Origin of the sequence: Psychrobacter sp. M13 (assembly GCF_030718935.1) — a bacterium.
In the GTDB taxonomy this organism is placed as follows: domain Bacteria; phylum Pseudomonadota; class Gammaproteobacteria; order Pseudomonadales; family Moraxellaceae; genus Psychrobacter; species Psychrobacter immobilis_G.
Genome location: NZ_CP132194.1, coordinates 280228 through 304351, shown reverse-complemented (window position 1 = coordinate 304351; position 24124 = coordinate 280228). Strand labels below are relative to the sequence as shown.

The 24124-nt window shown below is 43.3% G+C and carries 21 protein-coding genes; 16 read left to right on the top strand and 5 right to left on the bottom strand.

The window, feature by feature from the left end; all coding sequences use genetic code 11:
* Positions 1-256: 256 nt before the first annotated feature.
* The 13 genes from Q9G97_RS01340 to Q9G97_RS01280 all read left to right on the top strand — a co-directional run bounded on the left by Q9G97_RS01340 (position 257) and on the right by Q9G97_RS01280 (position 13311).
* A complete protein-coding gene (locus Q9G97_RS01340; protein ID WP_201571212.1) occupies positions 257-1486 on the top strand; it encodes an acetate/propionate family kinase in 1230 nt (409 codons plus the stop codon).
* Positions 1487-1598: 112 nt separating this feature from the next.
* Positions 1599-3743, top strand: coding sequence for a phosphate acetyltransferase (gene pta / locus Q9G97_RS01335; protein ID WP_305899425.1), 2145 nt, complete (start codon positions 1599-1601; stop codon positions 3741-3743).
* Between the two features lie 237 nt (positions 3744-3980).
* Complete coding sequence (locus Q9G97_RS01330) at positions 3981-4841, top strand: nicotinate-nicotinamide nucleotide adenylyltransferase (RefSeq protein WP_305899424.1); 861 nt, start codon at positions 3981-3983, stop codon at positions 4839-4841.
* 112 nt (positions 4842-4953) lie between these two features.
* Entirely contained in the window at positions 4954-5367 is a 414-nt protein-coding gene (rsfS, locus tag Q9G97_RS01325) for a ribosome silencing factor (RefSeq protein ID WP_305899423.1), read from the top strand.
* A 203-nt stretch (positions 5368-5570) separates the two neighbouring features.
* Complete coding sequence (locus Q9G97_RS01320; protein ID WP_305899422.1) at positions 5571-6332, top strand: MOSC domain-containing protein; 762 nt, start codon at positions 5571-5573, stop codon at positions 6330-6332.
* A 4-nt stretch (positions 6333-6336) separates the two neighbouring features.
* Positions 6337-6801 carry a hypothetical protein gene (locus tag Q9G97_RS01315; RefSeq protein WP_305899421.1) on the top strand — a complete coding sequence of 155 codons (465 nt, stop codon included), beginning with the start codon at positions 6337-6339 and terminating at the stop codon, positions 6799-6801.
* Between the two features lie 133 nt (positions 6802-6934).
* Positions 6935-7819, top strand: coding sequence for an N-acetylmuramoyl-L-alanine amidase (locus Q9G97_RS01310; RefSeq protein WP_305899420.1), 885 nt, complete (start codon positions 6935-6937; stop codon positions 7817-7819).
* Between the two features lie 50 nt (positions 7820-7869).
* Positions 7870-8616 (top strand): pyridoxine 5'-phosphate synthase, encoded by a 747-nt coding sequence (locus tag Q9G97_RS01305; protein ID WP_305899419.1) that lies wholly within the window; start codon positions 7870-7872, stop codon positions 8614-8616.
* Positions 8617-8851: 235 nt separating this feature from the next.
* Positions 8852-10042, top strand: a complete 1191-nt coding sequence (kbl, locus tag Q9G97_RS01300; protein WP_305899418.1) for a glycine C-acetyltransferase — start codon at positions 8852-8854, stop codon at positions 10040-10042.
* A gap of 58 nt (positions 10043-10100) precedes the next feature.
* Complete coding sequence (gene tdh, locus Q9G97_RS01295; RefSeq protein WP_305899417.1) at positions 10101-11126, top strand: L-threonine 3-dehydrogenase; 1026 nt, start codon at positions 10101-10103, stop codon at positions 11124-11126.
* Between the two features lie 41 nt (positions 11127-11167).
* Positions 11168-11560, top strand: a complete 393-nt coding sequence (locus Q9G97_RS01290) for a hypothetical protein (protein WP_305899416.1) — start codon at positions 11168-11170, stop codon at positions 11558-11560.
* 280 nt (positions 11561-11840) lie between these two features.
* Positions 11841-12410: a hypothetical protein gene (locus tag Q9G97_RS01285; RefSeq protein WP_305899415.1), complete on the top strand. Its 570-nt coding sequence runs from the start codon at positions 11841-11843 to the stop codon at positions 12408-12410.
* Complete coding sequence (locus Q9G97_RS01280; protein WP_305899414.1) at positions 12403-13311, top strand: hypothetical protein; 909 nt, start codon at positions 12403-12405, stop codon at positions 13309-13311. The genes Q9G97_RS01285 and Q9G97_RS01280 overlap by 8 nt, the downstream gene beginning before the upstream one ends.
* Before the next feature lie 87 nt (positions 13312-13398).
* On the opposite strand, the gene purL is transcribed toward Q9G97_RS01280, so the two are convergent.
* The gene (gene purL / locus Q9G97_RS01275; RefSeq protein ID WP_305899413.1) at positions 13399-17403 is read right to left on the bottom strand and encodes a phosphoribosylformylglycinamidine synthase; all 4005 of its coding nucleotides are present in this window, start codon (positions 17401-17403) and stop codon (positions 13399-13401) included.
* Positions 17404-17749: 346 nt separating this feature from the next.
* Here purL and Q9G97_RS01270 point away from each other — a divergent pair, with 346 nt between their 5' ends.
* Positions 17750-18247 (top strand): pyridoxamine 5'-phosphate oxidase family protein, encoded by a 498-nt coding sequence (locus tag Q9G97_RS01270; protein ID WP_305899412.1) that lies wholly within the window; start codon positions 17750-17752, stop codon positions 18245-18247.
* Between the two features lie 85 nt (positions 18248-18332).
* Positions 18333-18827 (top strand): pyridoxamine 5'-phosphate oxidase family protein, encoded by a 495-nt coding sequence (locus tag Q9G97_RS01265; RefSeq protein ID WP_305899411.1) that lies wholly within the window; start codon positions 18333-18335, stop codon positions 18825-18827.
* Positions 18828-18915: 88 nt separating this feature from the next.
* Here Q9G97_RS01265 and pgsA read toward each other — a convergent pair whose 3' ends face one another.
* Positions 18916-19590, bottom strand: coding sequence for a CDP-diacylglycerol--glycerol-3-phosphate 3-phosphatidyltransferase (gene pgsA, locus Q9G97_RS01260; RefSeq protein WP_305899410.1), 675 nt, complete (start codon positions 19588-19590; stop codon positions 18916-18918).
* A gap of 509 nt (positions 19591-20099) precedes the next feature.
* Between pgsA and Q9G97_RS01255 the strand changes: the two genes are divergently transcribed.
* Positions 20100-20498, top strand: coding sequence for a hypothetical protein (locus tag Q9G97_RS01255; protein ID WP_305899409.1), 399 nt, complete (start codon positions 20100-20102; stop codon positions 20496-20498).
* A gap of 139 nt (positions 20499-20637) precedes the next feature.
* Here the strand turns inward: Q9G97_RS01255 and Q9G97_RS01250 are convergent, their stop codons facing one another.
* The 3 genes from Q9G97_RS01250 to acs all read right to left on the bottom strand — a co-directional run bounded on the left by Q9G97_RS01250 (position 20638) and on the right by acs (position 24122).
* The gene (locus tag Q9G97_RS01250; RefSeq protein WP_305900349.1) at positions 20638-20814 is read right to left on the bottom strand and encodes a hypothetical protein; all 177 of its coding nucleotides are present in this window, start codon (positions 20812-20814) and stop codon (positions 20638-20640) included.
* Between the two features lie 112 nt (positions 20815-20926).
* On the bottom strand, positions 20927-22168 hold the full coding sequence (locus Q9G97_RS01245) for an NAD(P)/FAD-dependent oxidoreductase (RefSeq protein ID WP_305899408.1): 1242 nt from the start codon (positions 22166-22168) through the stop codon (positions 20927-20929).
* Complete coding sequence (gene acs, locus Q9G97_RS01240; RefSeq protein WP_305899407.1) at positions 22158-24122, bottom strand: acetate--CoA ligase; 1965 nt, start codon at positions 24120-24122, stop codon at positions 22158-22160. The genes Q9G97_RS01245 and acs overlap by 11 nt, the downstream gene beginning before the upstream one ends.
* Positions 24123-24124 lie beyond the last annotated feature (2 nt).

Sequence of the window (24124 nt, the reverse complement as noted above, 5' to 3'; positions counted from 1 at the left end):
TTAGGTGCTTGACTAGAGCCAATATAAAACCTTATAGTCATCAAGGTGTAACTAATAAAGCAGGCAAATGGGTTGTATTTCATAAGCTTAATAGACATGGTATTGATAGAAAATAGCCAATATTTTATGACTTCACCTAGCAAGTGGTATATAGCACCTTCTAAATTTACACTATAAAATAGCTATTGATTTTTGTTTGTTCAACAGCTGTTAATCGTCTATGATTAACCTACCATCAACCCTCTAAGGATAGAGTATGAGTGACAGCGTCAATAATCAAAACGATCAGAATGCAGACACCTCGCAACTGACCAACCCTACGTTAGTACTAAACTGCGGTTCTTCTTCAATCAAATACGCGCTAATCAGCGAAGATGAGTCTACGCGTATTGTCGGCTTGGCTGAGAATTTGGGACTTGATACTGCCCGTATTAAGCACACTAAGCTGAACGGTGAAAAGCTTGAGATTGCTATTCCAGGTGGTCGTCATGAGTTGGCGCTACAAAAAATCCTTGAGCTACTTGAGCAGTATCATTTTGTTGCTGTTGGTCATCGTGTGGTACATGGTGGTCGCGAGTATTCAGAGGCGATCAAAATTGACGCGCATGCACTATCAGAGATAAAACGTCTGAAATCATTAGCACCGCTACATAATCCAGCGAATGCGCTAGGGATTGAAGCGGTACAAGCGATCTATCCTGACATTCCACAAGTCGCCGTTTTTGATACGGCGTTTCACCAAACGATGCCCCCTGTCGCCTATCGCTATCCTGTACCAAAAGCCTTATATGAAGATCATAAAATTCGTCGCTATGGCTTTCATGGTACGTCACACGCCTATGTCTCAGAACGTGCCAGCATGCTGACTGAAGTCAAAGGCCCGCATGGTTGGTTGACCGCACATTTAGGCAACGGCTGTTCAGCAGCGGCCGTTTATGATGGCAAAAGTCTAGATACCAGCATGGGTCTTACGCCACTTGAGGGTCTGATGATGGGTACGCGCAGCGGTGATGTCGATCCAAGCTTGCACATTCATCTTAAGCGTCAGCTGGGCATGAGTCTTGAGGACATCGATAAGATGCTCAATAGCGAAAGTGGTCTGCTAGGTATCTCAGGCTTATCCAATGATTTGCGTACTGTTGAGCAAGCCGCATCTGAGGGTCACAAAGATGCGCTACTGGCTATCGAGATGTTCAGCTATCGCGTCGGTAAATATCTTGCCAGCCTAAGCTGTGCGCTACCTGAATTTACCGGTATTATCTTTACGGGCGGTATCGGTGAGAACTCTGCCACCACCCGCGCTCGTATTGTGAATGTGATGCGTCACTTCGGTATTAAGTTTGATACGGATAAAAACAAAACCTTGGCTGGCGGTGCGGAAGGCAGCTTCCAAACTGAGGACAGTAGCGTTGAGCTATGGGTCATCCCAACCGATGAAGAGTGCCGTATCGCGCAAGAAACTCGTCAAGCGCTTGGTCTAAACTAAGTATCGACGATAAAACTGAGAGTAGCTGATCCTTATTTAACAAATACAGCTTAGCGAACACAGCGACTCTCAGCACGCCGATTAAAAACCAAAATAAACCGTAGGATACGCTATGCAAACCATTTTACTTGTTCCTATTAGCCGTGGTATTGGGGTCACATCAGCCGCGCTAGGGCTGATACGCGCGCTTGATTATAACGGTGTCAAAGCCGCTTTTATGAAACCGTTCTTGCAAGATGACACCCTCGATAAACAAAACAGTCTCGATAGCTCAAGTGCGCTTATTATGCACGCCTTTGCCTTAACACCGCCCCAATCTATCAATCGCCAGCGCGTTGAGCGCATGATCGGCGATGGTAATCTCGATGACTTGATGGAAGAGGTGGTCGAAAACTTTCAGTCTATCGGTCAAGATCAAGATGTCATTATCTGTGAAGGTCTAGTGCCGACCACTGAGGCCTCTTACGCCTCACAGGTCAACCGCGCTATCGCTCATGCACTGGATGCCAAGATTATCTTTGTGAGCACCGCTGACACCAGTAACCCCGCTCATCTAGCTGATAAGCTTGATGTCCACGGGCGCGAGTTTGGTGGTATCGCTCATGAACGCACTTTAGGCTGCATTTTAATGCGCGTTGATGTCCCTAATACTTTTGACAATCAACCTGTCGCTCCTGGTGAAGCAGTCTACAAACTTGATGAAAAATTCGTCAGTGACGTTCAGCGCCTATCCCCGCACTTTCAAACCGATAAATTTCGCTTGATAGGCGTTGTGCCTTTTAGTGACTCGCTATCAGTGCCACGTACTTGGGATATCGCTGCTGAGCTTGATGCCACTTGGCTCAACGTCGGTGAGGCGAAGAGTCGCCGTATCACGGATATCAGCTTGACCGCACGTTCAGTAGCACGCGTCGATGAAGTGTTTAAGCGCGGTACGCTAATCGTCGTCCCAGGAGATCGCGATGACTTGCTATTAGCGGCGGGACTCGCTTGTATCAATGGCATCCCGCTGGCAGGTATTGTGCTAACAGGCGGAGTCATCCCGAATGAGACTGTCGCTGAGCTGTGGCAGTCGGCATTGAAAACGGGCATTCCAGTGATGAGTGTCGAGACCGATAGCTTTGAGACCGTACAGAGCCTGATGCATATGAGCGCTGAGATTCCAAGTGATGATACTGAGCGCGCCACCGATGTCACCCGCTATGTCGCCGCCCATCTCGATCTGAGCTGGATTAAAGATTATTTCAGTGGCGATTATAAACCGCGTCTGTCTCCTGCCGCGTTCCGTCATCAAGTGGTCAAAAAAGCACAACAAGCCAAAAAACGTATTGTACTACCAGAGGGCGCAGAACCTCGTACGGTAGAGGCCGCCTGTATCTGTCAAAGCCGAGGCATTGCCAATTGTGTGCTACTAGCTAAGCGTAGCGAGGTTGAGCAAGTCGCCAAAAACCGCAGCTTAGTATTGCCAGAAGGGCTTGAAATTATTGATCCTGATACGCTAGATATGACCAATTATATCGATGCAGTGGTCGCCGCTCGTAAGGGCAAAACCACTGATATCGCTGCGGCTGAAAAGCTAAAAGATACGGTCTATCTAGGCACAGTGATGTTGCTGTTAGATGAGGTTGATGGACTAGTTTCGGGCGCTGTTCATACGACGGCCAATACTGTACTCCCAGCATTTCAGTTAATCAAAACCGCACCGCAGTATTCACTGGTCTCTTCTATCTTCTTTATGCTACTGCCTGAGCAAGTTGTGGTCTACGGTGACTGTGCGATTAATCCAGACCCAACTGCTGAAGAGCTGGCTGAGATTGCCATTCAATCGGCGCAATCGGCAGCAGCCTTCGGTATTGAGCCAAAAGTGGCGATGATCAGCTATTCAACAGGGGCATCAGGATCAGGTGCTGACGTTGAAAAAGTTAAACAAGCAACTGCTATCGTCCGTGAGCGTGAGCCAAACCTAGCGGTTGATGGGCCACTACAATATGATGCTGCCTCGGTCATGAGCGTCGGCAAACAAAAAGCACCTGATTCAAAGGTAGCCGGTCAAGCCAACGTGTTTATATTCCCTGATCTAAATACAGGTAATACAACCTATAAAGCGGTGCAACGTAGCGCTAATGTCATTAGTGTTGGGCCGATGCTGCAAGGGTTAAACAAACCTGTCAATGATTTATCTCGAGGTGCTCTAGTCGATGATATCGTCTACACTATCGCACTGACCGCTATTCAAGCATATAGCGATGCTATTTAATTTATTGTTTTGAGTTAACTCAACTATGCAAAGCCGATTATCATAATGATAGTCGGTTTTTTATTGATTGTAGGCGTAGAGTGCATTTTATGCACCGATGGTTAGTTGTAGCGTCATTATCGGTGCGATGGATTTCACCCTATAATATTTAAAATCCTTAATCTAGAAACTAGATTGAAAGTTAAGTTACCGCTAGTCTATCAAGCAAAATTTGTATTCACTCGTTATAATGACGCCATGAATAAACAACCTGCTCCGTTTCAAGCTGAAAAAAATATAAAGCCTGCTATTCGCGCTTATCTTGGCGGCTCTTTTGACCCCATACATTTGGGTCATATGCAAATGGCAATGGCTGTCTATAACACGCTTGCACCTATGGCAACTGAACGAAAACGCGAGCTGCAAGTCTCTTTACTGCCTAATGCGCGCTCGCCTTTTAAGACTCAAAGCACTGATCCTAGTGATCGACTTGCTATGCTAAACCTTGCTGTGCAAGAGACGCCTGTGAACATCGATGAGCTCGAACTGTGGCAAACCCCACCTGTCTATACTATCGATAGTGTGCGCACGCTGCGCAATCAATATCCTCATGACAGCCTAATATTTATCATGGGTATGGATAGTGTGCGTAACTTAGATAAGTGGAAACAAGGGTTACAATTGACGGATTACATCAATTTATGGGTGTTTAATCGTGATGAAACTTTAATGCTAAACGCACAAAGTACAGCTGCTTTCGCTAAAAAGATCGCCGTTGAGCTGCAAGCGCAGGTGACTGAGTCATATTCTGAGCTGTTATTTATACCAGTAACGCCAGACCATCAAGCACTAGCGCACGGTTTCTTGAAAAATGACCTGTTGAAAGACCGCCCCTTGAAAGATACTCACCAAGGACGCATTTATATAGATACTCGAGCCGTCATGAGTGTATCTAGCACTGAGATTCGCCAGCAGTTTCGTGAGCAAAATCTTACCAAAAACAATGCGCTATTACCATCAGCTCGCGACACTGCGGTTATGTCAAACCAACCATCCAAATCATTAAATCCTAAGGTTTATGATTATATTATTGCCCATCAGCTATATTCTGCTGACTAATTCCGTTAAAATCGCACTATATTTGTTTTATTGCTCTTAACTTGTTTTTATAAGGCCTGTTAGCAGCATTATCCTATTTTATTATTACCGATTATTTAAGAGATTTAATTTTATGACCCCAACTATGACTAATGAGCGTTTAGAGCAGTGCTTAGCACTGGTAAAAACCGCTTTAGAAGATATGAAAGCCAAAAACATCACTGTGCTCAATGTCGAAGAGCTAACTGACGTGATGGAGCGTATCGTCATCGCTGATGGCACCTCAAAACGTCACGTGCGCGCGATGGCGGATAGCCTTGGCGCTGATGCCAAGAAAGCAGGATTTATGCCTCTTGGCCGTGAAGGCGGTAATGATTCTGATTGGACGTTGATTGATCTTGGCGCTGTCGTTGTGCACATGATGATGCCTGCTGCCCGTGAGTTTTATGATCTTGAAGGTCTATGGTCATCGCCTGAACAACTAGCTGAGCTAGTCGCTGTACCACGTGAAAAGAAAACTGCAGGTCGCCGTAACAAGAATAAATAGTAATTTTTATAAACAGTCTTTATTAGAATTACCATGCTAGATCAAAGAGGCCAGATTAATATTCTGGTCTTTTTTATGTTTAGATTTTGATAAGACCTTTAATTTATGAGCTGAAAACTAACGATGATTAGGCTAAGATAGCTGTACTCTTTAAACCATATTTTGCTGCTTGATAAACATAATATGAAAAACTGGAATCTTAGATGAATACCGACTTAATCAAAACGTCACCACCGAAAAAAGGAGCGGATTTCAACCAAAATCTACCGCTACATATCGCCACTCTTATCGAAGTCCGCGCGGGCAAAGCCATGCCCTTTGCGCGAGAAGCAATGAGCGCTATCGATAAAGCGCCTATTAAAGCACCTGTCGCCGTTGATTTTATGGGTCTTACCACTGATGAGCAAGCCGATCGTAAACATCATGGCGGCTCCCTAAAAGCCGTACATCAAATGGCGACAGCAACTTATGGACATATCAATGCTGAGTTTGATCTAAACGTGCGTATGGGCACATTGGGCGAAAACTTGATTACCGAACCTGTTAACGGCTTGCCTGATATAAATGAGTCTACGGTTTGTATTGGTGATGTTTTTCAGTATGGTGATGCGCAAGTCGATGGCAGTGCTAGCGTGCAGCTACGTATTGTACAACCGCGCCGTCCTTGCTATAAAATCAATGACCAAATTGGTCAATTCACCAAAGTGCCGAACATCGCCTCATGGATAAGCAAACAAGGTATCGCAGGCTGGTACTTTCAAGTGGTGCGTAATGGCATAATTAGCGCTGATTTACCTGTTTACTTAATCGAACGCCCCTATCCGTTTGCGACTTTAGAAAAACTATGGCAATTATCTAATTCAAAAGATAAGTTTGCCGCTGACATTATTGAGCCGTGGTTAGCGATTGAGTGTTTAGAGGACAGTTGGAAAGTAGTGCTTAGGAAGAAAGTCAGGAAGGATTAAAATAATGAAAAACATAAGTAATTGGAAGTTTAAAAAATGGGTAAATTGGATTGAAAATTCTCCTTCCGATATACCCACTGATATTTGGAATTATATTAATTTAGAAATTTATCCTGAAGATATAGAGATAATATCAACCATTCTATTACCAATTACTTTTGAATATAAAGGAGTTATTTTACTTAATATCGAAGGGATCTATGAAAAAGAAATTAGTGAGATGTATGATAAAGGTTTGCTAAACATGGTTAACAAAGTTGAAGCTCAAGAAAGTATGAACAGATTAGTAGTGAATGACATTTTCTTGAATACAGCTGATAAATCTAGCGATGACACTATAATGAATGTAGCGGAGCTTATAAAGCATAATTGGGAGTATCATCTGATGAAAAAATATCCTAATAGACATTTCAAAGTTGAGATTGTGGGGGAAAGTTTTTATCCTGTAGTAACCTTCTATGAGCCGTGACATAGAGCTGTTTATTATTTTACATTTAAACAGGCTCAATTCTAATAGAATCTAAAAAAAATCCTATAGTTATCAAATTTAATATAAGAAACTATAGCGTATTTTATATTATCATTCCTACACCGAGCACTTCATGGCAAAAAATCTCATCGCTTTAGCATTAGCCGCTGGTTTAAGCTTATCATTAGTTGGCTGTATCACCACCACGGCTCCAATCGCTAATACTGACTCTTTTATCGTCGATAACACAACCTACAAATCCACAGGTAAAAGCCAGCGCATCAAAACTATCGTCCTACACTATACCGTCAGCGATAACGAGCGCTCTATTCAACTATTAACCGCTGGCAAAGTCAGCTCGCATTATCTCATTTTAAAAAATGACGACGATAAAATTTATAATCTAGTACCAGAAAGCGAGCGCGCATGGCACGCAGGTGATGGTAGCTTTGCAGGTCGTACTATTATAAATGACACCTCTATTGGTATTGAGATCGTCAATAAAGGTATTCAGCCGCAGTATCTCAATGCACTTAAGAATGATAATTTGGACTATCATCCCTATGAGCACTTTGTAGAATTTGATGAGATACAGATTAAAAAAGTCGCGCAATTGGTTAAAGATATTGCAGCACGCTATGAGATTTCTCCAAAAAACATCATCGGTCATTCAGATCTTGCACCCTCACGTAAGATAGACCCCGGTGCAAAGTTTCCTTGGCAGCAACTGTATAAGCAATATGGCATCGGCGCTTGGTATGATGACGCTGATAAGGTTGCTTTTATGGATACAGACGCATTTTCAGCGGCAACGATACCTGAGCTGAAGCAAGAATTCAGAAATTATGGCTATCAGATCAATAATAGTGACGAGTGGGACAAAGCCAGTCGTGATGTCGTCTATGCGTTTCAGCTACACTTTCGACCCCGTAATCCAACGGGCGAAGTAGATTTAGAGACTTATGCTATTTCAAAGGCATTGAATAAGAAGTATGCTGATACCAACGATTTTTATTAGCCATTAACAACCAAAAATCTATCCATAACAACAATGAGAAAGGAAATACTATGAGCACATTGTTTAGCGTAAATTTGAATAAATTGGCTTTAATCCGTAACTCTCGCGGTACTGACTACCCTAACCTGTTGACCTTTGTGAAGAAGCTAATTGATCTAGGTGTCAAAGGCTTTACCGTACACCCGAGACCAGATGAGCGTCATATCAGATACCAAGACGTCTATGATATCAGTGCATTCTTAAAGGACTATCCAGAGATTGAGTTCAATATCGAAGGTAATCCGAATGAGCAGTTTTTAAAGATTATCCGTGAAGTAAAACCGCATCAATGCACGCTCGTGCCAGATAGCGACGATCAGCTGACCTCGGATCATGGTTTTGATATCATTAAACATCATGAGTTTTTATCAACGTTAAGCAAAGAGCTAGAAGCTTTCGGTACGCGCTGTGCAGTATTTATCGACCCTGATATCGAACAAATCAAAGCGGTCATCGAGAGTGATGTACAGACAATCGAGATGTATACCGAAGAATGGGCACGCGCTTACAGCAATGGTAAGAGCGATGACAACATTGGTTTCGATGAGGTCAAGCAACGCTTTAGCGACTGTATTAACCTCGCTAGTGAAAACGGTATGCGCGTCAACGCGGGACATGATTTAAATCTAGATAATTTGGCGGATTTGCTAAACCTTGGTGATATCGCTGAGGTGTCGATTGGTCATGCGTTTACAATTGAGTCGCTAGAGCAAGGCATGGATAATGTCGTACGTCAGTATTTGGCGATTTGTGGGTAGTCCATACTAATAAGCAAATAGTCTATTCACTTTACACTCAATGCGGTGATGCTGGGATATATTTTATGCAGCCTCTGTCAGCGTAGACACAGCAAGCAAGTAAAATTTATACCAGTAGCACGGTAATATTGGCGTATCAATTTTATTTTAAAATGACTACAGTTTGGTTCTATCAGCAGTCCTTATATCTGCATTATCAATACAAACGCTAATAATATTAAAAAAAGGAATCTTTATGTATCAAGACTTTCAGAAACACTTACAACAAGAAATCAGCGATATACGCGAGGCAGGACTATATAAAAACGAGCGCGTTATCACCTCTCCGCAAGATGCGCTAATCAAGATTGCCGATGGCCGTGAGATGCTTAACTTCTGTGCCAATAATTATCTTGGATTGTCTGACCACCCTGAGATTAAAAAAGCAGCTATCGAGGCTATTGAAAACTCAGGTTATGGCATGTCATCGGTGCGGTTTATCTGTGGGACGCAGGATTTGCATAAGCAATTAGAGGCGGCGATTTCTAAGTTTTTTAATACCGAAGATACGATTCTTTATGCGGCCTGTTTCGATGCCAATGGCGGTGCCTTTGAGCCACTGCTGACCAGCGATGATGCCATTATTTCTGATTCATTAAATCATGCCTCAATCATCGATGGTGTGCGCCTGTGTAAAGCGGCCCGTTATCGCTATGCCAATGCGGATATGCAAGATTTAGAAACGCAATTGCAAGCAGCGCAAGCACAGCGTTTTCGTTTGATTGTGACCGATGGTGTGTTTTCGATGGATGGTAATGTAGCGCCAATGGATGAAATTTATGCGTTGGCACAAAAATATGATGCCATGGTGATGATTGACGAGTCGCATTCAGCAGGCGTGGTCGGTCACACTGGTGGCGGCGTGACGGAATTGTTTGATCTACGTGGTGATATTGAGCTGATCACTGGTACTTTGGGCAAGGCATTTGGCGGTGCTATTGGCGGCTTTACCACGGGTAAAAAAGAAATCGTTGAGATGTTGCGTCAACGCTCACGCCCGTATCTGTTTTCAAACTCCATTCCTCCCATGGTAGCGGCGGCTGGGGTAAAAGCGTTTGAGATGCTGTCGCAAGACAATACCCTACAAGATAAATTGCATGAAAATACCGCCTATTTTGTGAAGAAAATGCAAGATGCAGGCTTCGATATCAAGCCCACAGAATCGGCCATTTGTGCGGTGATGCTCTATGACGCCAATGTCTCGCAACAAATGGCAGATGCGCTGCTTGAAGAAGGTATTTATGTGATTGGCTTCTTTTATCCTGTCGTACCCAAAGACGAGGCTCGCATTCGTGTCCAGCTCTCTGCTGCTCATACTCGCGAACAGCTCGACCAATGTATCGCCGCCTTTATCAAAGTCGCCAAGCAAATGAAAGTGATTGATTAAGCGTCGTTCAGTATTTATCTAAATTCAACAATAAAATGCAGCTACATAAGAGAAAAGTATGAAAGCACTGGTTAAAGCCCATGCCAAAAAAGGCATCTGGATGCAAGACATGCCAGAACCTACGGTTGGCATCAATGACGTTAAAATAAAAATTAAAAAAACCGCCATTTGTGGTACAGATTTGCACATTTATAAGTGGGATGAGTGGTCAGAAAGAACCATCAAGACGCCGATGATCATCGGGCACGAATACGTCGGTATCATTAGCGAAATGGGCGATGGTGTAAAGCACTTTGAAGTGGGTGATCGAGTCACTGGCGAAGGACATATCGCTTGCGGGCATTGCCGTAACTGTCGCCGTGGTAAGCTACATGTGTGTGAAAACACCATCGGTGTGGGCGTTGACCGTGATGGCGCGTTTGCCGAATATTTGGTAATACCTGCTGATAATGTCATCAAGCTCGATGAGCGTATCAGCGATGAGATGGCAGCCATCATGGACCCCTTTGGCAATGCCACGCATACTGCCCTTTCATTTCCTGTCCTTGGTGAGGATGTGCTGATTACGGGTGCGGGGCTGATTGGTTCGATGGCAACGGCGATTTGCCGCTTCGCAGGAGCGCGTAATATTGTGGTTAGTGATATCAGCGATTATCGCTTGGCGCTTGCCAAAAAAATGGGCGCGACGATGACTATAAACCCAGCCAAAGGTGAAACCATCGAAGGCGCCATTGCTGAGTTAAAAATGCACGGCTTTGATATCGGGCTTGAGATGTCAGGCTCACCTCAGGCTTTTGATTCGATGATTAGTAACATGTATAACGGCTCTAAAATTGCGCTCTTGGGTATTTTGCCTAACACCACCACGGTGGATTGGAGCAAGATTATCTTTAAGGCTTTAACCCTAAAAGGTATCTATGGCCGCGAGATGTGGGAGACATGGTATCAGATGGAGCAAATGCTGATTAGCGGTATCGATCTATCGCCCATCATTACCCATCGCATGCACATTGATGACTTTCAACAAGGCTTTGATATCATGGAAAGTGGACAATGCGGTAAGGTGATTTTAGGTTGGGATTGATTTTGGTGAGTTGTGGTGGTTAGGTTTTGAGAGGAATAGTTGTGGATAGAAAAATAGTTTTTTATGATCTTCGTATGCTAGCAAAAGTAGAAAACGGAATTTACATTTTAGATGTTTCTGTTGAAAGTGGATTTGCAGAATATAACGTGATCGTAGATATAAATGCTCAAGACTTTGAAGTAATTGAAAACAATAAGTATAGAGCAACACTGCTCAAAGCTGCACTACATCGACCTTTTCAGCTTAAAAAAACCGCATTGAACAAGGCTGAACAACGATACTATCTAGATATGATCCTTCATGCAGATGAATCTGAGGTCAACATATTTCTTACAAAGTTAGATCATGGACAAGCTAATGGTGCAATATCCAGCATGGTGCGTAAAGCAAGCAACAGAGATATAGAAAAACTTCGTAATGGTGACTGGTTTTAATAAGAAATTCTATACCCAGTATTGAGTTCTCACGAAAAATGAAATTATTAGTATCAATTGGTTCAAAATTACCTTTGTTTTAAAAAGTTAAACCACATAAATTTAAGTCTCTTTGCAATTTTAACTGTGAACTAATGGACTAATGGACTAAAAGGTGTAACTTAGTGTCAAACTTACGATTGATGATATCAGCTTAAAGCCCAAAATTAGTTTATAATTAAAGGTATAATTTATTTATAATTACCTTTAATATCTGTATAAAATTTTAAAGAGATATAGAATGTGGAATATACAAGGAGTTGTACCGCCGGTTGCTGTTGGTGAAGCAGGACATAGTGCCAATCGTTCTCCATATTTAGTCAATATTGTTCAATTTGTAAAAGATTTTGCTCTTTCAGCTCAACGAATAAAAATATTGATAGGATTTTTAGAATACAGGCAAGCGCTCTACTCTGCTGGTATTACAACAGGTTTTCAATGGATAAACGGTAGTTTTGTTGAGAATGTAGAGGTATTGGCTGGACGCGCTCCAAACGATATTGATGTAGTCACTTTTTCTCATTTGTGCAACACTATACCCAATTTTGAAGATTGGGTTAATCAAAATTTACCTTTATTCAGTGCTCCACAGGCAAAGGCTCAATACAGGGTCGATTGTTATTGGGTAGATATGGATGCGGAGTTCAATGCAGACTCAATTGAGCGTTGTACTTACTGGTATAGTATGTGGTCACACCAAAGAGAGACTAATCTTTGGAAAGGTTTTTTTCAAATGAATTTATCTCCCGAAGATGACAGAAGAGCTGCTGAATATATTACTAGTTTAACTACAGAGTCTAATCATGCGTGAAAGCGATTACAACAAGTTGCTTGCTGAAAAAAGCACACTTGAAAGTCTAATTGAAAAAACGCCCTCTTATGCTATTGTTGATAGAATAAGTCTAGAGTCTCGTCTTCAAAGTGTACAAGAAAATATTCAAAGAATTGATACTCGTAGGTTAGTTAAAACGACCACTTTCACATTTAGGGGCAAACCAGTTGATAGAAGTCACGGTATTACAGCAGAATTTTCTGGCAAAGCTCTTGATTGTTTAAATGATATGGTTGCAAGTGTAGTAGCTAGTCTAAATAATAACTTAAGTTCTTGTGGTCCTATACCAAATAAAGAACAAAACCAACTTTTAATTACAGGCACTGCAACAGGCTCATTTGGCTTCGAACTAGAATTACCAGAACCTAATCAAGATTTGATTGCAGAAAGAAACGGGACTGAAGAAGCTATCGACGATATTCAAAAATTATTACGTTATGGTATTGATGGTACAGATGAACAAATTAGTGATGTAATAGAAGATATTCATCCGAGAGCTGTTCGTAAAGTATATGACTTTCTTGATCTTATGCTTCGCAGTGAAGCCTTATTTGCAATTGAGTATAACCAGAACCTAGTAAGAATCGATTCAAAAGAAACTCTAGATAAACTCATTAGTCGATTTTCAGATGAAAACATCAATGAATATGAAGAAGAGTATAGTGGTGAATTTGTAGGAATTTTACCCCACTCTAGAAATTTTGAGTTCATAGAAAATTCTAACCAAACTCTAATAAGAGGAAAAATCGATAATTCTTTTTCAGATCCAGATGTTATAAATCGCGAATATTTACACAAATATGTTTCTGTGAAATTCTGTGTTATTCAGGTTGGTCAAGCTAAGCCTAAGTATACACTAAAGGACATAAGAGAAAGTTAACAAATACTTTAGGTACATACACAAAAAAGGTGAGCCTAAGCCCACCTTTTTTATTATTTAAAACAACTCAAACTGTATTGGCAAATATTAACGCAACCAAGCACGAGCGTTACGGAACATACGCATCCACGCGCCGTCTTCATCCCACTCTTCTGGTTTCCAGCTGTGGTTATAGGCTTTTAGGTTACGCTCAGGATGCGGCATCATGATAGTGACGCGACCATCAGTGCTACACAGACCCGTGACACCGCCGACCGAACCGTTTGGATTGAGCGGATACGTCTCAGTTGGATGACCTTGGCTATCGACATAACGCATCGCAAGCTGACCGTGTTTTGCCATACCGTCGATTTCGTTGTTGTCTAGTGTGGCATAACCTTCACCATGTGCCACAGCGATTGGCAAGATACTGTCTTGCATGCCTTTGAACAAGATAGACTTGGTACGCTCGACTTTTACGTTGACCGTACGCGCTTCAAAACGAGCCGACTGGTTGGCGATGAAGCGTGGGAAGTTATCTGCACCTGGGATGAGGTCTTTTAACTGAGCCATCATCTGACAACCGTTACAGACGCCTAATGAGAAGGTATCAGGACGGGCAAAGAAGCGGACAAACTGCATGCGTAACTCGTCATGGAACAAGATAGAGTTCGCCCAACCAGAGCCTGCGCCGAGTACATCACCATAACTAAAGCCACCACAAGCGACCAGACCGTCGAAGTCACGTAAATTGATACGACCACTCAGTAGATCACTCATGTGTACATCGACCGCTTCAAATCCTGCTTGAGTGAAGCCTGCTGCCATTTCTGTCTGACCGTTGACGCCTTGCTCGCGGAGGATAGCGACTCTTGGTCTGCTGTTATCAGAATCAGCACGGCTAGCCAAGTATGGCTCTTCAACCTTTTGATTCAAATCAAAGTTTGGCGCAGCGATAAGGCCTTTATGACTGGCATCGCTAATCAAGTCATACTCTTGCTGTACGCATTCTGGATTGTCACGGCGACGGGCGATTTGATAGCTGACTTGGCTCCACTCTTGCTGTAATTCAGAACGCTTAAAGTTTAAAGTGTCTTTGCCCATTAGCGCTGGCGTTTGAATAATTAAGCTGTCTTCCTCAGTGCTTTGACCGACTAAGCTCAGCATGTCATCAACATTAAATTCTACTGCTAACTGCATTAGTGCCGCGACGTTTTCGGGTAATACTTGAATGACTGCGCCTAGCTCTTCGCTGAATAGCTGACCGAGTATATTATCATCAGTCAATGACAGCTTGATACCTTGGCGGCTAGTAAATTGCATTTCAGCGATAGTGGCAAGTAAGCCGCCATCACCGATATCGTGATAAGCACTGATGACGCCTTGCGCGTTGCCCGCTTGGACGAAGTTAAAGAAATCAACTAAGTCGCTCGGCTGTGCCAAATCTGGGCAGTCGTTACCCAATTGGCTTTGTGTTTGCGCAAGGATTGAGCCGCCTAGACGCAATTGTCCTTTTGATAAATCAATCCGATAAAAAGCACTATCACCATTAATGAGTTCAGGTGTTAGCGTTTTTGCTACATCAACGACAGGGGCAAAAGCGGTAATCACAAGGCTCATAGGCGAGACCACTGATTTGTCTTCGTTAGTGTCGCTATCCGTCCAATTAGCGCGCATGGAGAGAGAGTCTTTACCGACGGGGATTGCAATGCCAAGTGCTGGGCAAAGCTCTTCACCAACAGCATGCACCGCGTCAAACAAGGCGGCATCTTCCGCATCATCACCACACGCTGCCATCCAGTTTGCCGACATCGTGATATCTGATAGCTGATTAATACGTGCGCCAGCAATATTGGTAATCGCTTCACCGACTGCCAAACGTGCTGAGGCTTTAGGACTAATTAAGGCAACAGGCGTACGCTCACCGATACTCATGGCTTCGCCTGTCATGGCTTGACCGTCAAGCGCGACGAGTCCAGTCGCGGTAACTGCACAATCTGCGACGGGCACTTGATAGCGACCGACATACTGATCACGCACGACCATACCCGTGATAGAACGGTCACCAATGCTGATCAAGAATGATTTGCTAGCGACCGTTGGGTGACGCAAGACATCAGTAATAGATTCGGCTAGATTCACTTTGTCTAAATCTAATGCTGGCAAGCTGGTTTCTGTACGGCTAAAGCTACGCTTCATCTGTGGCGTACCACCGAGCAACACTTGCATCGGCATATCGACAGGCTGGTCTGCTAATAACTCATCATCAAGGATCAGCTGACGCACATCAGTCGCCGTACCTAAGATGGCATACGGGCAGCGCTCACGGACGCATATCGCATCAAACTGCGCTTCGCTCTCGGGATGAATGGCTAACACGTAACGCTCTTGCGCTTCATTTGACCAAATCGCCATTGGTGACATGCCAGCTTCTAACGATGGGATTTTACGCAGGTTTAGTACCGCGCCCATCTCATGGTCATTGACCAGTTCTGGCATCGCATTAGAGATACCACCCGCGCCCACATCATGCAATGACACGATAGGGTTACCGTCTTTGCCGTTATTGCTGGCATCGACATCATTACCGGCTAGTGCCCAGCAGCGATCCATCACTTCTTGGCAACGACGCTCCATTTCAGCATTGTCACGCTGAACTGAGGCAAAGTCCAAGCCTTCATCAAGTGAACCACTATCAACAGAAGACGCTGCACCACCGCCCAGACCAATCTGCATCGCAGGGCCACCAAGGACGATTAATAAATCACCTTGTTGGATGGCGTTTTTTTCAATGAGGTTGCGTTTGATATTGCCGTAACCACCTGCCAGCATGATTGGCTTGTGATAGCCGCGCATTTCGCTACCGTCTTTTGCCGCTGACGTATCCAACTGGAAACTACGGAAATAACCGCATAGATTAGGACGACCAAATTCGTTTGAGAAGTTGGCTGAACCGAGTGGTGCTTCAGTCATAATCTCCAGACTGGTTGCCATACGATCTGGCGTGCCATAAGCCTGAGTACTCAATTGACCCGACTGCTCCCATTTCTCAGCCAGCTCTGGAATGTGTAAGTGTGATACATGAAAGCCTGTCAGACCTGCTTTTGGCTTACCGCCACGACCGGTTGCGCCTTCATCACGAATCTCACCGCCAGCACCTGTCGCCGCACCTGCATAAGGGGCGATAGCAGTTGGGTGGTTATGGGTTTCGACTTTCATTAAGATATCGATGTCTTCTTGATGAAAGCTATACGGGTGCGCTGAAGTGCTGTCTTGAGCATCGGTAGGCACAGGATAAAAACGCCAGCCTGCCGCGCCAGCCATCACCGCTGCGTTATCTTTATAGGCGGACAAAATGCCTTGTGGATTGGACTGATAAGTATTTTTAATCATCTGAAATAGCGACTTAGCGGCTACTTCACCGTCGATCGTCCACTGGGCATTAAAGATTTTATGGCGGCAATGCTCAGAGTTAGCCTGTGCAAACATCATCAGCTCGACGTCGGTTGGATTGCGGCCTAGCTCATTAACATAGGCATTCATTAGATAATCAATATCCTCAACGGACAAGGCAAAACCAAACTCAGTATTAGCAGACTCTAGAGCAGCACGACCTGCGCCAATCACATCGATATGATTGAGCGATGCTGGTGCATTATCATCGAACAAATGACTGACTTTATCTAAATCATAAACTAGACTTTGGGTCATTTTATCGAACAATAACTCTTCAGCAGCTTTAGGCAATTTTTCACTGACTTTATTATCAAGAGTCAAGGTATAGACAATCACCCGCTCCACACGATTGATCTTAATTTCACAATTATTAAAGATATCGGTCGCTTTACTCGCCCAAGGTGAAATCGTACCAAAACGCGGGCTGACGATCACTTGTAGCTGATTCTCCTGCGCTGGATGATGCACAGTACTGTCTTGAATCCCGAATAAATCTAATGCCTTTTTATGCTCATCATTACTCAATTCTCGCGACAATACATACACTTGTTGTGTACTAATTTGAGTCACGTTTAGATCGGTTTTTTGGGTGAGCTGAGTGATAAGTTGTTGCGATTGAAAATCAGTCAAAAACGGCTGTCCAGCGATGGTCATCATAGAGGCGTGTTCCATAGACTATAGGATGGAGGCGGCATTACTGCCATATAAAATAGAAGAGATGTATTATAACAAGAAGGCTGACAATAAGCAGGAGCAAAGCGCGACAAATTTATATAAAAATTATCTCTATAAAAGAGCGGCAATATCATTGTCTATTTTACTTAACCTATCTATACCTTACAAGCGCTCACAACCTATTACTGGCAAGCTACAGATAATCGCTCAGATAATCCGCTATTGTATAGATGGCTTCATGATATAAAGATTTATCACATAAAAATAACTATCAATAGTCCGCATTGAAAATCGTTCAATAATAGTCATAACGACAAGGATAAACATTATGAATAAACAAGAAAATATCGATAAAATTCAAGCCATGGTAAAAGATGTCAAATATACCATGATGACTACTCGTACCAATGAAGACCATCTGCACTCTTGCCCGATGAACACCACTGAAACAGGTATCGGTGCTAGAGAGATCTGGTTTATTGGTCATACTCCTTCTCAAACCGTCGACAATATCAAAAATAATCCTGAGCTAAACCTATCTTATATTGCTGAGGATAATAAGAAATACTTATCTATCACGGGTAAAGCAGAGCTGGTTGAAGATAGGGCAAAACTTGAGGAATTATGGTCAGTGGTTTATAACGCTTATTTTGAGCAGGGTATTGATGATCCAAAAGTCCAGCTCATAAAGGTTATTCCTCACGGCGCTGAATATTGGGAGAATGGCAATACTTTGACTAGCGCGCTTAAAATTACGGCGGCAGCGGTAACAGAAACCGCGGTTGGTGATAGCTTAGGTGAGAATTTCTCAGTAACGCTAGATTGATAATTAAAGTAATAAATCTAAAACCAGCAAGTCCAAAATAAGATAAACAAAATAATTTTAGTACTGTTAATAAAAGGATAAATATATGAGTAAGCAAGATAATATCGATAAAGTACAAGCAATCGTAAAAGATGTAAAATTTGCCATGATGACCACCGTCAATAGTAAAGGTGATCTGCATGCTTGGCCGATGACAACCAGTGAAACCAGTATCGGTGGTAAAGAGATTTGGTTTATTGGTGACAAAACATCAGATGTTGTCAAAGACATTCAGGATAACAAAAAGATCGGCCTATCTTATGCTACTCAAGATGAGAAGAACTACGTCTCTGTTAGCGCCAATGCAGAGCTACCTGCTGATAAAGCTAGACTGGAAGAGCTGTGGTCACCTGTGTACAATGCATTTTTTGAGCATGGTCAAGACGATGAAAACGTACAACTTATCAAAGTCGTCCCGCATGGCGTAGAATGTTGGATTAGCGGTAGCTCAACCGTAAATATGTTTAAGATGGTAGTAGCAGCAGTCCAAGATGGTAAAACCGCTGAAGATATCGGTGAGACCTTTAAGATTGAGCTATAATCTGTAGTAAGTTATTTAAATTTAGCCAATAAAAATGCCAGTAGCGACATGCTTACTGGCATTTTTTGTTATTCAATATAGCTATAAACTAGCCACTCTGCTTAAGATAAGGCCAAGCGGCCTTGAGATAAATAAACATCGACCATAATGTTAGCACGACTGCTGCTACCATTAGACCGTAACCAATTAGCTCAAGCGACTCCCAGTTCAATAACAGCACGGTAATTGCAATCATCTGAAAAGTAGTCTTGAGCTTGCCCACATAAGAGACTGCAACGCTAGTACGATTGCCCAGCTCCGCCATCCATTCACGCAGTGCCGATACGGCAATCTCACGCGAGATAATCACGATAGCTGCTATCGCCATGATGATATTGGGATGCCACTGTACTAAGATTATCAGCGCCGCTGCGACCATTAACTTATCAGCGACTGGATCTAAAAAGCGTCCAAAGGCTGACATGACGTTAAGCTTGCGCGCAAAATAGCCATCGAGCCAGTCGGTAATAGCGGCAATGATAAAGACGCCTGTCAATAGTAAATGACGCAATAAGCTATCGCTAAACTCGCTCATCCCTACTCGCGCGATAACATTATCTGAGATCGCAGCCTGTCCAATGCCCATAGCGGGCGGCCAGTAGGCTATTGCTACAAATAGGGGAATCATCAAAATACGCGCAATCGTTAAATTGTTCGGCAGATTAAAAATGCTTTTATCGTTTGGTACGGGTTGCAAAGGCGGCGTATCTATATTTTTGGTCATGACAAAACCAGTCTAATAATAAAGGGTGAATATAAATATAAGGCTAAAAATACCATAAAGGCTGCTAGCTTAGCATTTTTCATCGATGCCGTCATGCCATCTATGTACGAGTAACAGTAGCAGCGACTACCCCTACTCTTGCAACGCATAAGGATTAACGCTTAGTAGTGATATTCATCGACAATATATTTTAAATATACCAATGAGAATGTAGCCTTATACAGGTGTACACTGAAAAGTGTAAGCAGATGTAAGAAATGATTGAATAATATAAGCTGAGCCTTATCTCAGTTAACAAGGTGTGCAAGATAATAATGATCATAGAAACAATAACAACAATAAGCCGTAACTACTGATTCCACAGTCTATTCATTTAGCTGTCTAGCCAGTTTTCCTCAGCCTACAGTATTTCTTCTGTAGGCCTTTTTTTGTCCAAAATTTGACGGATAAATTGCTCAAGTAACACCAATCAGTTAAAGTTGATTAAACTTATAAATCGATCAATGAATATGGCTATTAAAACCGAATGTGCGAGCTGTGGTAAGCGTATAAATGCGAATGCTACGATATGCCCTAAATGTGGCGGCGTGGCGAAAGTCGTAGCTGAGCCCATCGATAATAAGGCTGAGCGAAAAGGCAAGCTTTGGGCTTATCTCACGGGCACGCTGTTCATTATCACAGGTCTTGGCGCGTTTCAGATCGGGATGATTTCAGCAATAATGCTCATCCTTGGCGGCGCGTTGGCCTTGCCATTTGTTAGAGCAGGATTGGTCAAGCTAAGTGGCTTTAAAACGGACAAGTTCTTAGTTATCGTCAGCGCGATACTGATTATCGGCGGGGTCATCGGCTACACTAGCTCAGTTAAAAATGATCGGTTGGAGCGTGTCGAGGGTGAGGTTGTTAATTAGTTGATGATATTGATATAGTTTGGGTTTTAATTCCCCCGAATTCGAGGGAATTAGAAATGAAGCAAGTTCGGAACGTAGTTTATAAACACCTGATAACATGAGTCAGCGTAGCTTTTCTAATTAAACGTCAAACTCTTCTTTAACCAGTACATACTTTTTTAGACTGACTAATTTTACCGTTATTACAGACAAACTTGCCATTCTTACAATGAGACACTCCGCTCATCTTACCAGAACAAGGATAATTCTTAGCATTCGCCTGCATGATTGGCGCCATCATTAGCATAGAGACAAGGAACGCTGACCACATCTTCATAGATATTACTCTTAATAGTTGAAAATATAAATGCGAACCATAGCACCGAGAAATAATTTCATCAACAATTATCTAATTTATAATTATAATTATCTAAAAATATGATAAGTACCTACTTCCCCAGTACCCCAGTCACAACCACAACCGTCTCCACCGCCATTTGATAACAGCTTTCAATATTACCCTGACCACACCAGTCGCCACTAACGATCCATTGATTCTTTTTATCGATTAGCAAGCCTAATGGCTTCTCGTCACCTTCGATATCTAACGGCATTAGCGTTGAGGCAAAACGCCAGCGATGACAGTCTACTTGGCTAGGTGCTGTGTCGTCATTCCAGTTCAACGCTTGCTTTGCCTCGGCTAATAGTTGCCTTGTCATCTCCTCAATATCTTCATCCACCTGCTGCTGAGACCACTCATTATCAGCGTGAATCGTGACGCTAGGCAATATATGTTCGTGGTTAGGCTTGTGATGCTCAACGAATATTCTATCGAGGATGGACTCTTGCACATAGGCTACGTCCCATGCGCTAGAAGACTTATCATCTAAAGACTTAGCGTTCAAAGACTCTGGTAAGCTCTCAAGATTATCCCAGCCCAACATTAAGGTATAGCATGCCAGCATTTCTGGCTTGAGGATTTTGGCTTGCTCGCTAAAGCCACTGTCCGCCATCAGTTCTATGGCTTGTCCATTAGGTGCGGTACAGATTACCCAATCGAACTGCCCTAAACTTGCGCCATCTTCATCGAATAGCTCAGTTTTCTTAGTAGTAGAGTTGTACTGTTGATCGTTTAAAGGTGCGACACGGGTTTTGAACTTGACCGTACTAGATGCTAGATTATCAGCCAGCGCTCGACCCCAACTGGTCATCTTCGGCGTGCTTACAAAACGCGCGTGAGTACTATCCCACTGCTCGTTTTTATCAATAGTAGGTGGCTGATTGTCATCTGAAGCTGGTAATAACTCAACCACTTGCGCACACCACGGCTGTAATAATCCCGAATCTAACCAAGGCGCTATGAACTGCGAAAAGCCATCTGTTTTAGCAGTAAAAAACTGCGCACCAAACGCCCATTGCCACTGTTTATTAACCTCGTGATCAGTGTTAGTATTAGCATCAGTATCTTTATTAGTACGATAGCGAGTTGCTAGCCGACCTACGCTGCGAGATTTCTCAAAGATAGTAATATCTGCTTTATTATTACTAGTCACATCAGCTTGGTTAGGTTGCTTAGCAAGCGCGCGCTCAAGTAGGGTCGCGGTCATTAAGCCTGTTAAGCCGCCACCGATAATAGCGATCTTTACTGTTTTTACATTATGACTAGCCCTTGCACTATGATTAGCAATCATGGGCACGGCGCTCCGCTTTAACCACTTCGATCATCTGATTGATCACTGAACTGTCTGCTAAAGTAGACAAGTCACCGAGACCGATATATTGACCTGCGGCTAAATTACGCAAGATACGACGCATGATCTTACCAGAGCGCGTCTTGGGTAGCGCATCGACGATGTAGATAGCATCTAAGTTAGCAATAGGGCCAATCTCATTACGCACATGACGATTGAGCTCAGATTTCAAACTGCTATTTGCCTCCTCTCCCATACTAAGAACGACAAAAGCGGCGATGCCTACCCCTCTTATTTCGTGTGGCATACCAACGACAGCGGCTTCAACAATAGACGGATGCGCATCGATTGAGCTCTCAACTTCAGCAGTACCCAGCCTGTGTCCTGAAACATTAAGCACATCGTCGACCCGACCTGTGATCCAGTAGTGCCCATCCTCATCACGCTGAACGCCATCACCTGTGAAGTAATGCCCAGGATAGTCGGTAAAATAAGTCTCTAAAAAGCGCTGATGATCATTATAAATACCTCGCATCTGCCCAGGCCAGCTACTACTAATGACTAGATTGCCATGAGCAGGGCCATCGAGAATAGTATCATCAGTATCGACGACATCTGGCACGATACCGTACATTGGATTCATCGCCGCGCCTGGTTTGAGCGCTACCGTACCTGGAATAGGAGCCAGCATAATACCGCCTGTTTCGGTCTGCCACCACGTGTCGATAACGGGACAGTTACCATTACCGACGACATTATAGTACCAGTCCCAAGCTTCAGGGTTGATAGGCTCACCCACCGTTCCGAGCAGACGCAGGCTTGAGCGCTCAGACTCGTTGACAAAGTCATTGCCCTCTTTCATCATCGAGCGTATGGCAGTTGGCGCAGTATATAAAATGCTGACTTTATGCTTGTCAATAATATTGCCTACTCGCGCCCAAGTAGGATAATCAGGCACACCTTCAAACATGAGCGTAGTGGTGCCATTAGCTAGTGGCGCATAAGTGGCATACGTATGACCTGTGACCCAGCCGACATCAGCAGTGCACCAGTAGACATCATCGTCTTTTATATCAAAGACGTCACGAAAGGTTGACAAAGCATAAGTGATATAGCCGCCTGTAGTATGTAGTACGCCTTTGGGCTTGCCTGTAGAGCCTGAAGTGTACAATAAAAACAGCGGATCCTCGCTATTCATAACCTCAGGCTCGCAGTGTACGCTCTCGCTCTCAACTAAAGTATGATACCAAATATCACGGCGACCACTCATGGGAATAGAGTTACCTGTACGATAAACCACAATAACTTTTTCGACGCATTCTGTGCCTTCCATGTCCAGCGCCCGATCGACATTGACCTTGAGCGGGCTGTGCTTATTACCACGCAAGCCTTCGTCGGCAGTAATCACCAGCTTAGATTGGCTATCTACAATACGATTACCCAAACTGTCCGCTGAAAAACCACCGAATACGACTGAATGTACCGCCCCAATACGAGCACAAGCCAGCATCGCGATCATAGCTTCAGGTATCATCGGCATATAAATCGTAACGCGATCGCCTTTTTGCACGCCTAGTTTGCGCATGGCATTACCCAAACGGCAAACCTCACTATGCAGCTCTTTGAAAGAGATGATTTTGTTTGAAGAGGGATGATCACCCTCCCAAATAATGGCAGGCTTATAGGGATTGGTTTTTAGATGACGATCTAGACAATTAACTGAAATATTGAGCTGTCCATCCTCAAACCACTTGATACGAAAATCGTCTAAATCATAATTGACATTGCTTATAATAGTTGGCTTTTTGATCCAATCGATAGCTTGTGCCCGCTCCGCCCAATAGACATCAGTAGTACTAGATGAGGCAACAGAGCGTTCATAATCATCGTGGTATTGTTCAGCGCTGGTATTGGCAGTGGCAATAAAATCAGCCGAAATAGGGAATATTTTCATAA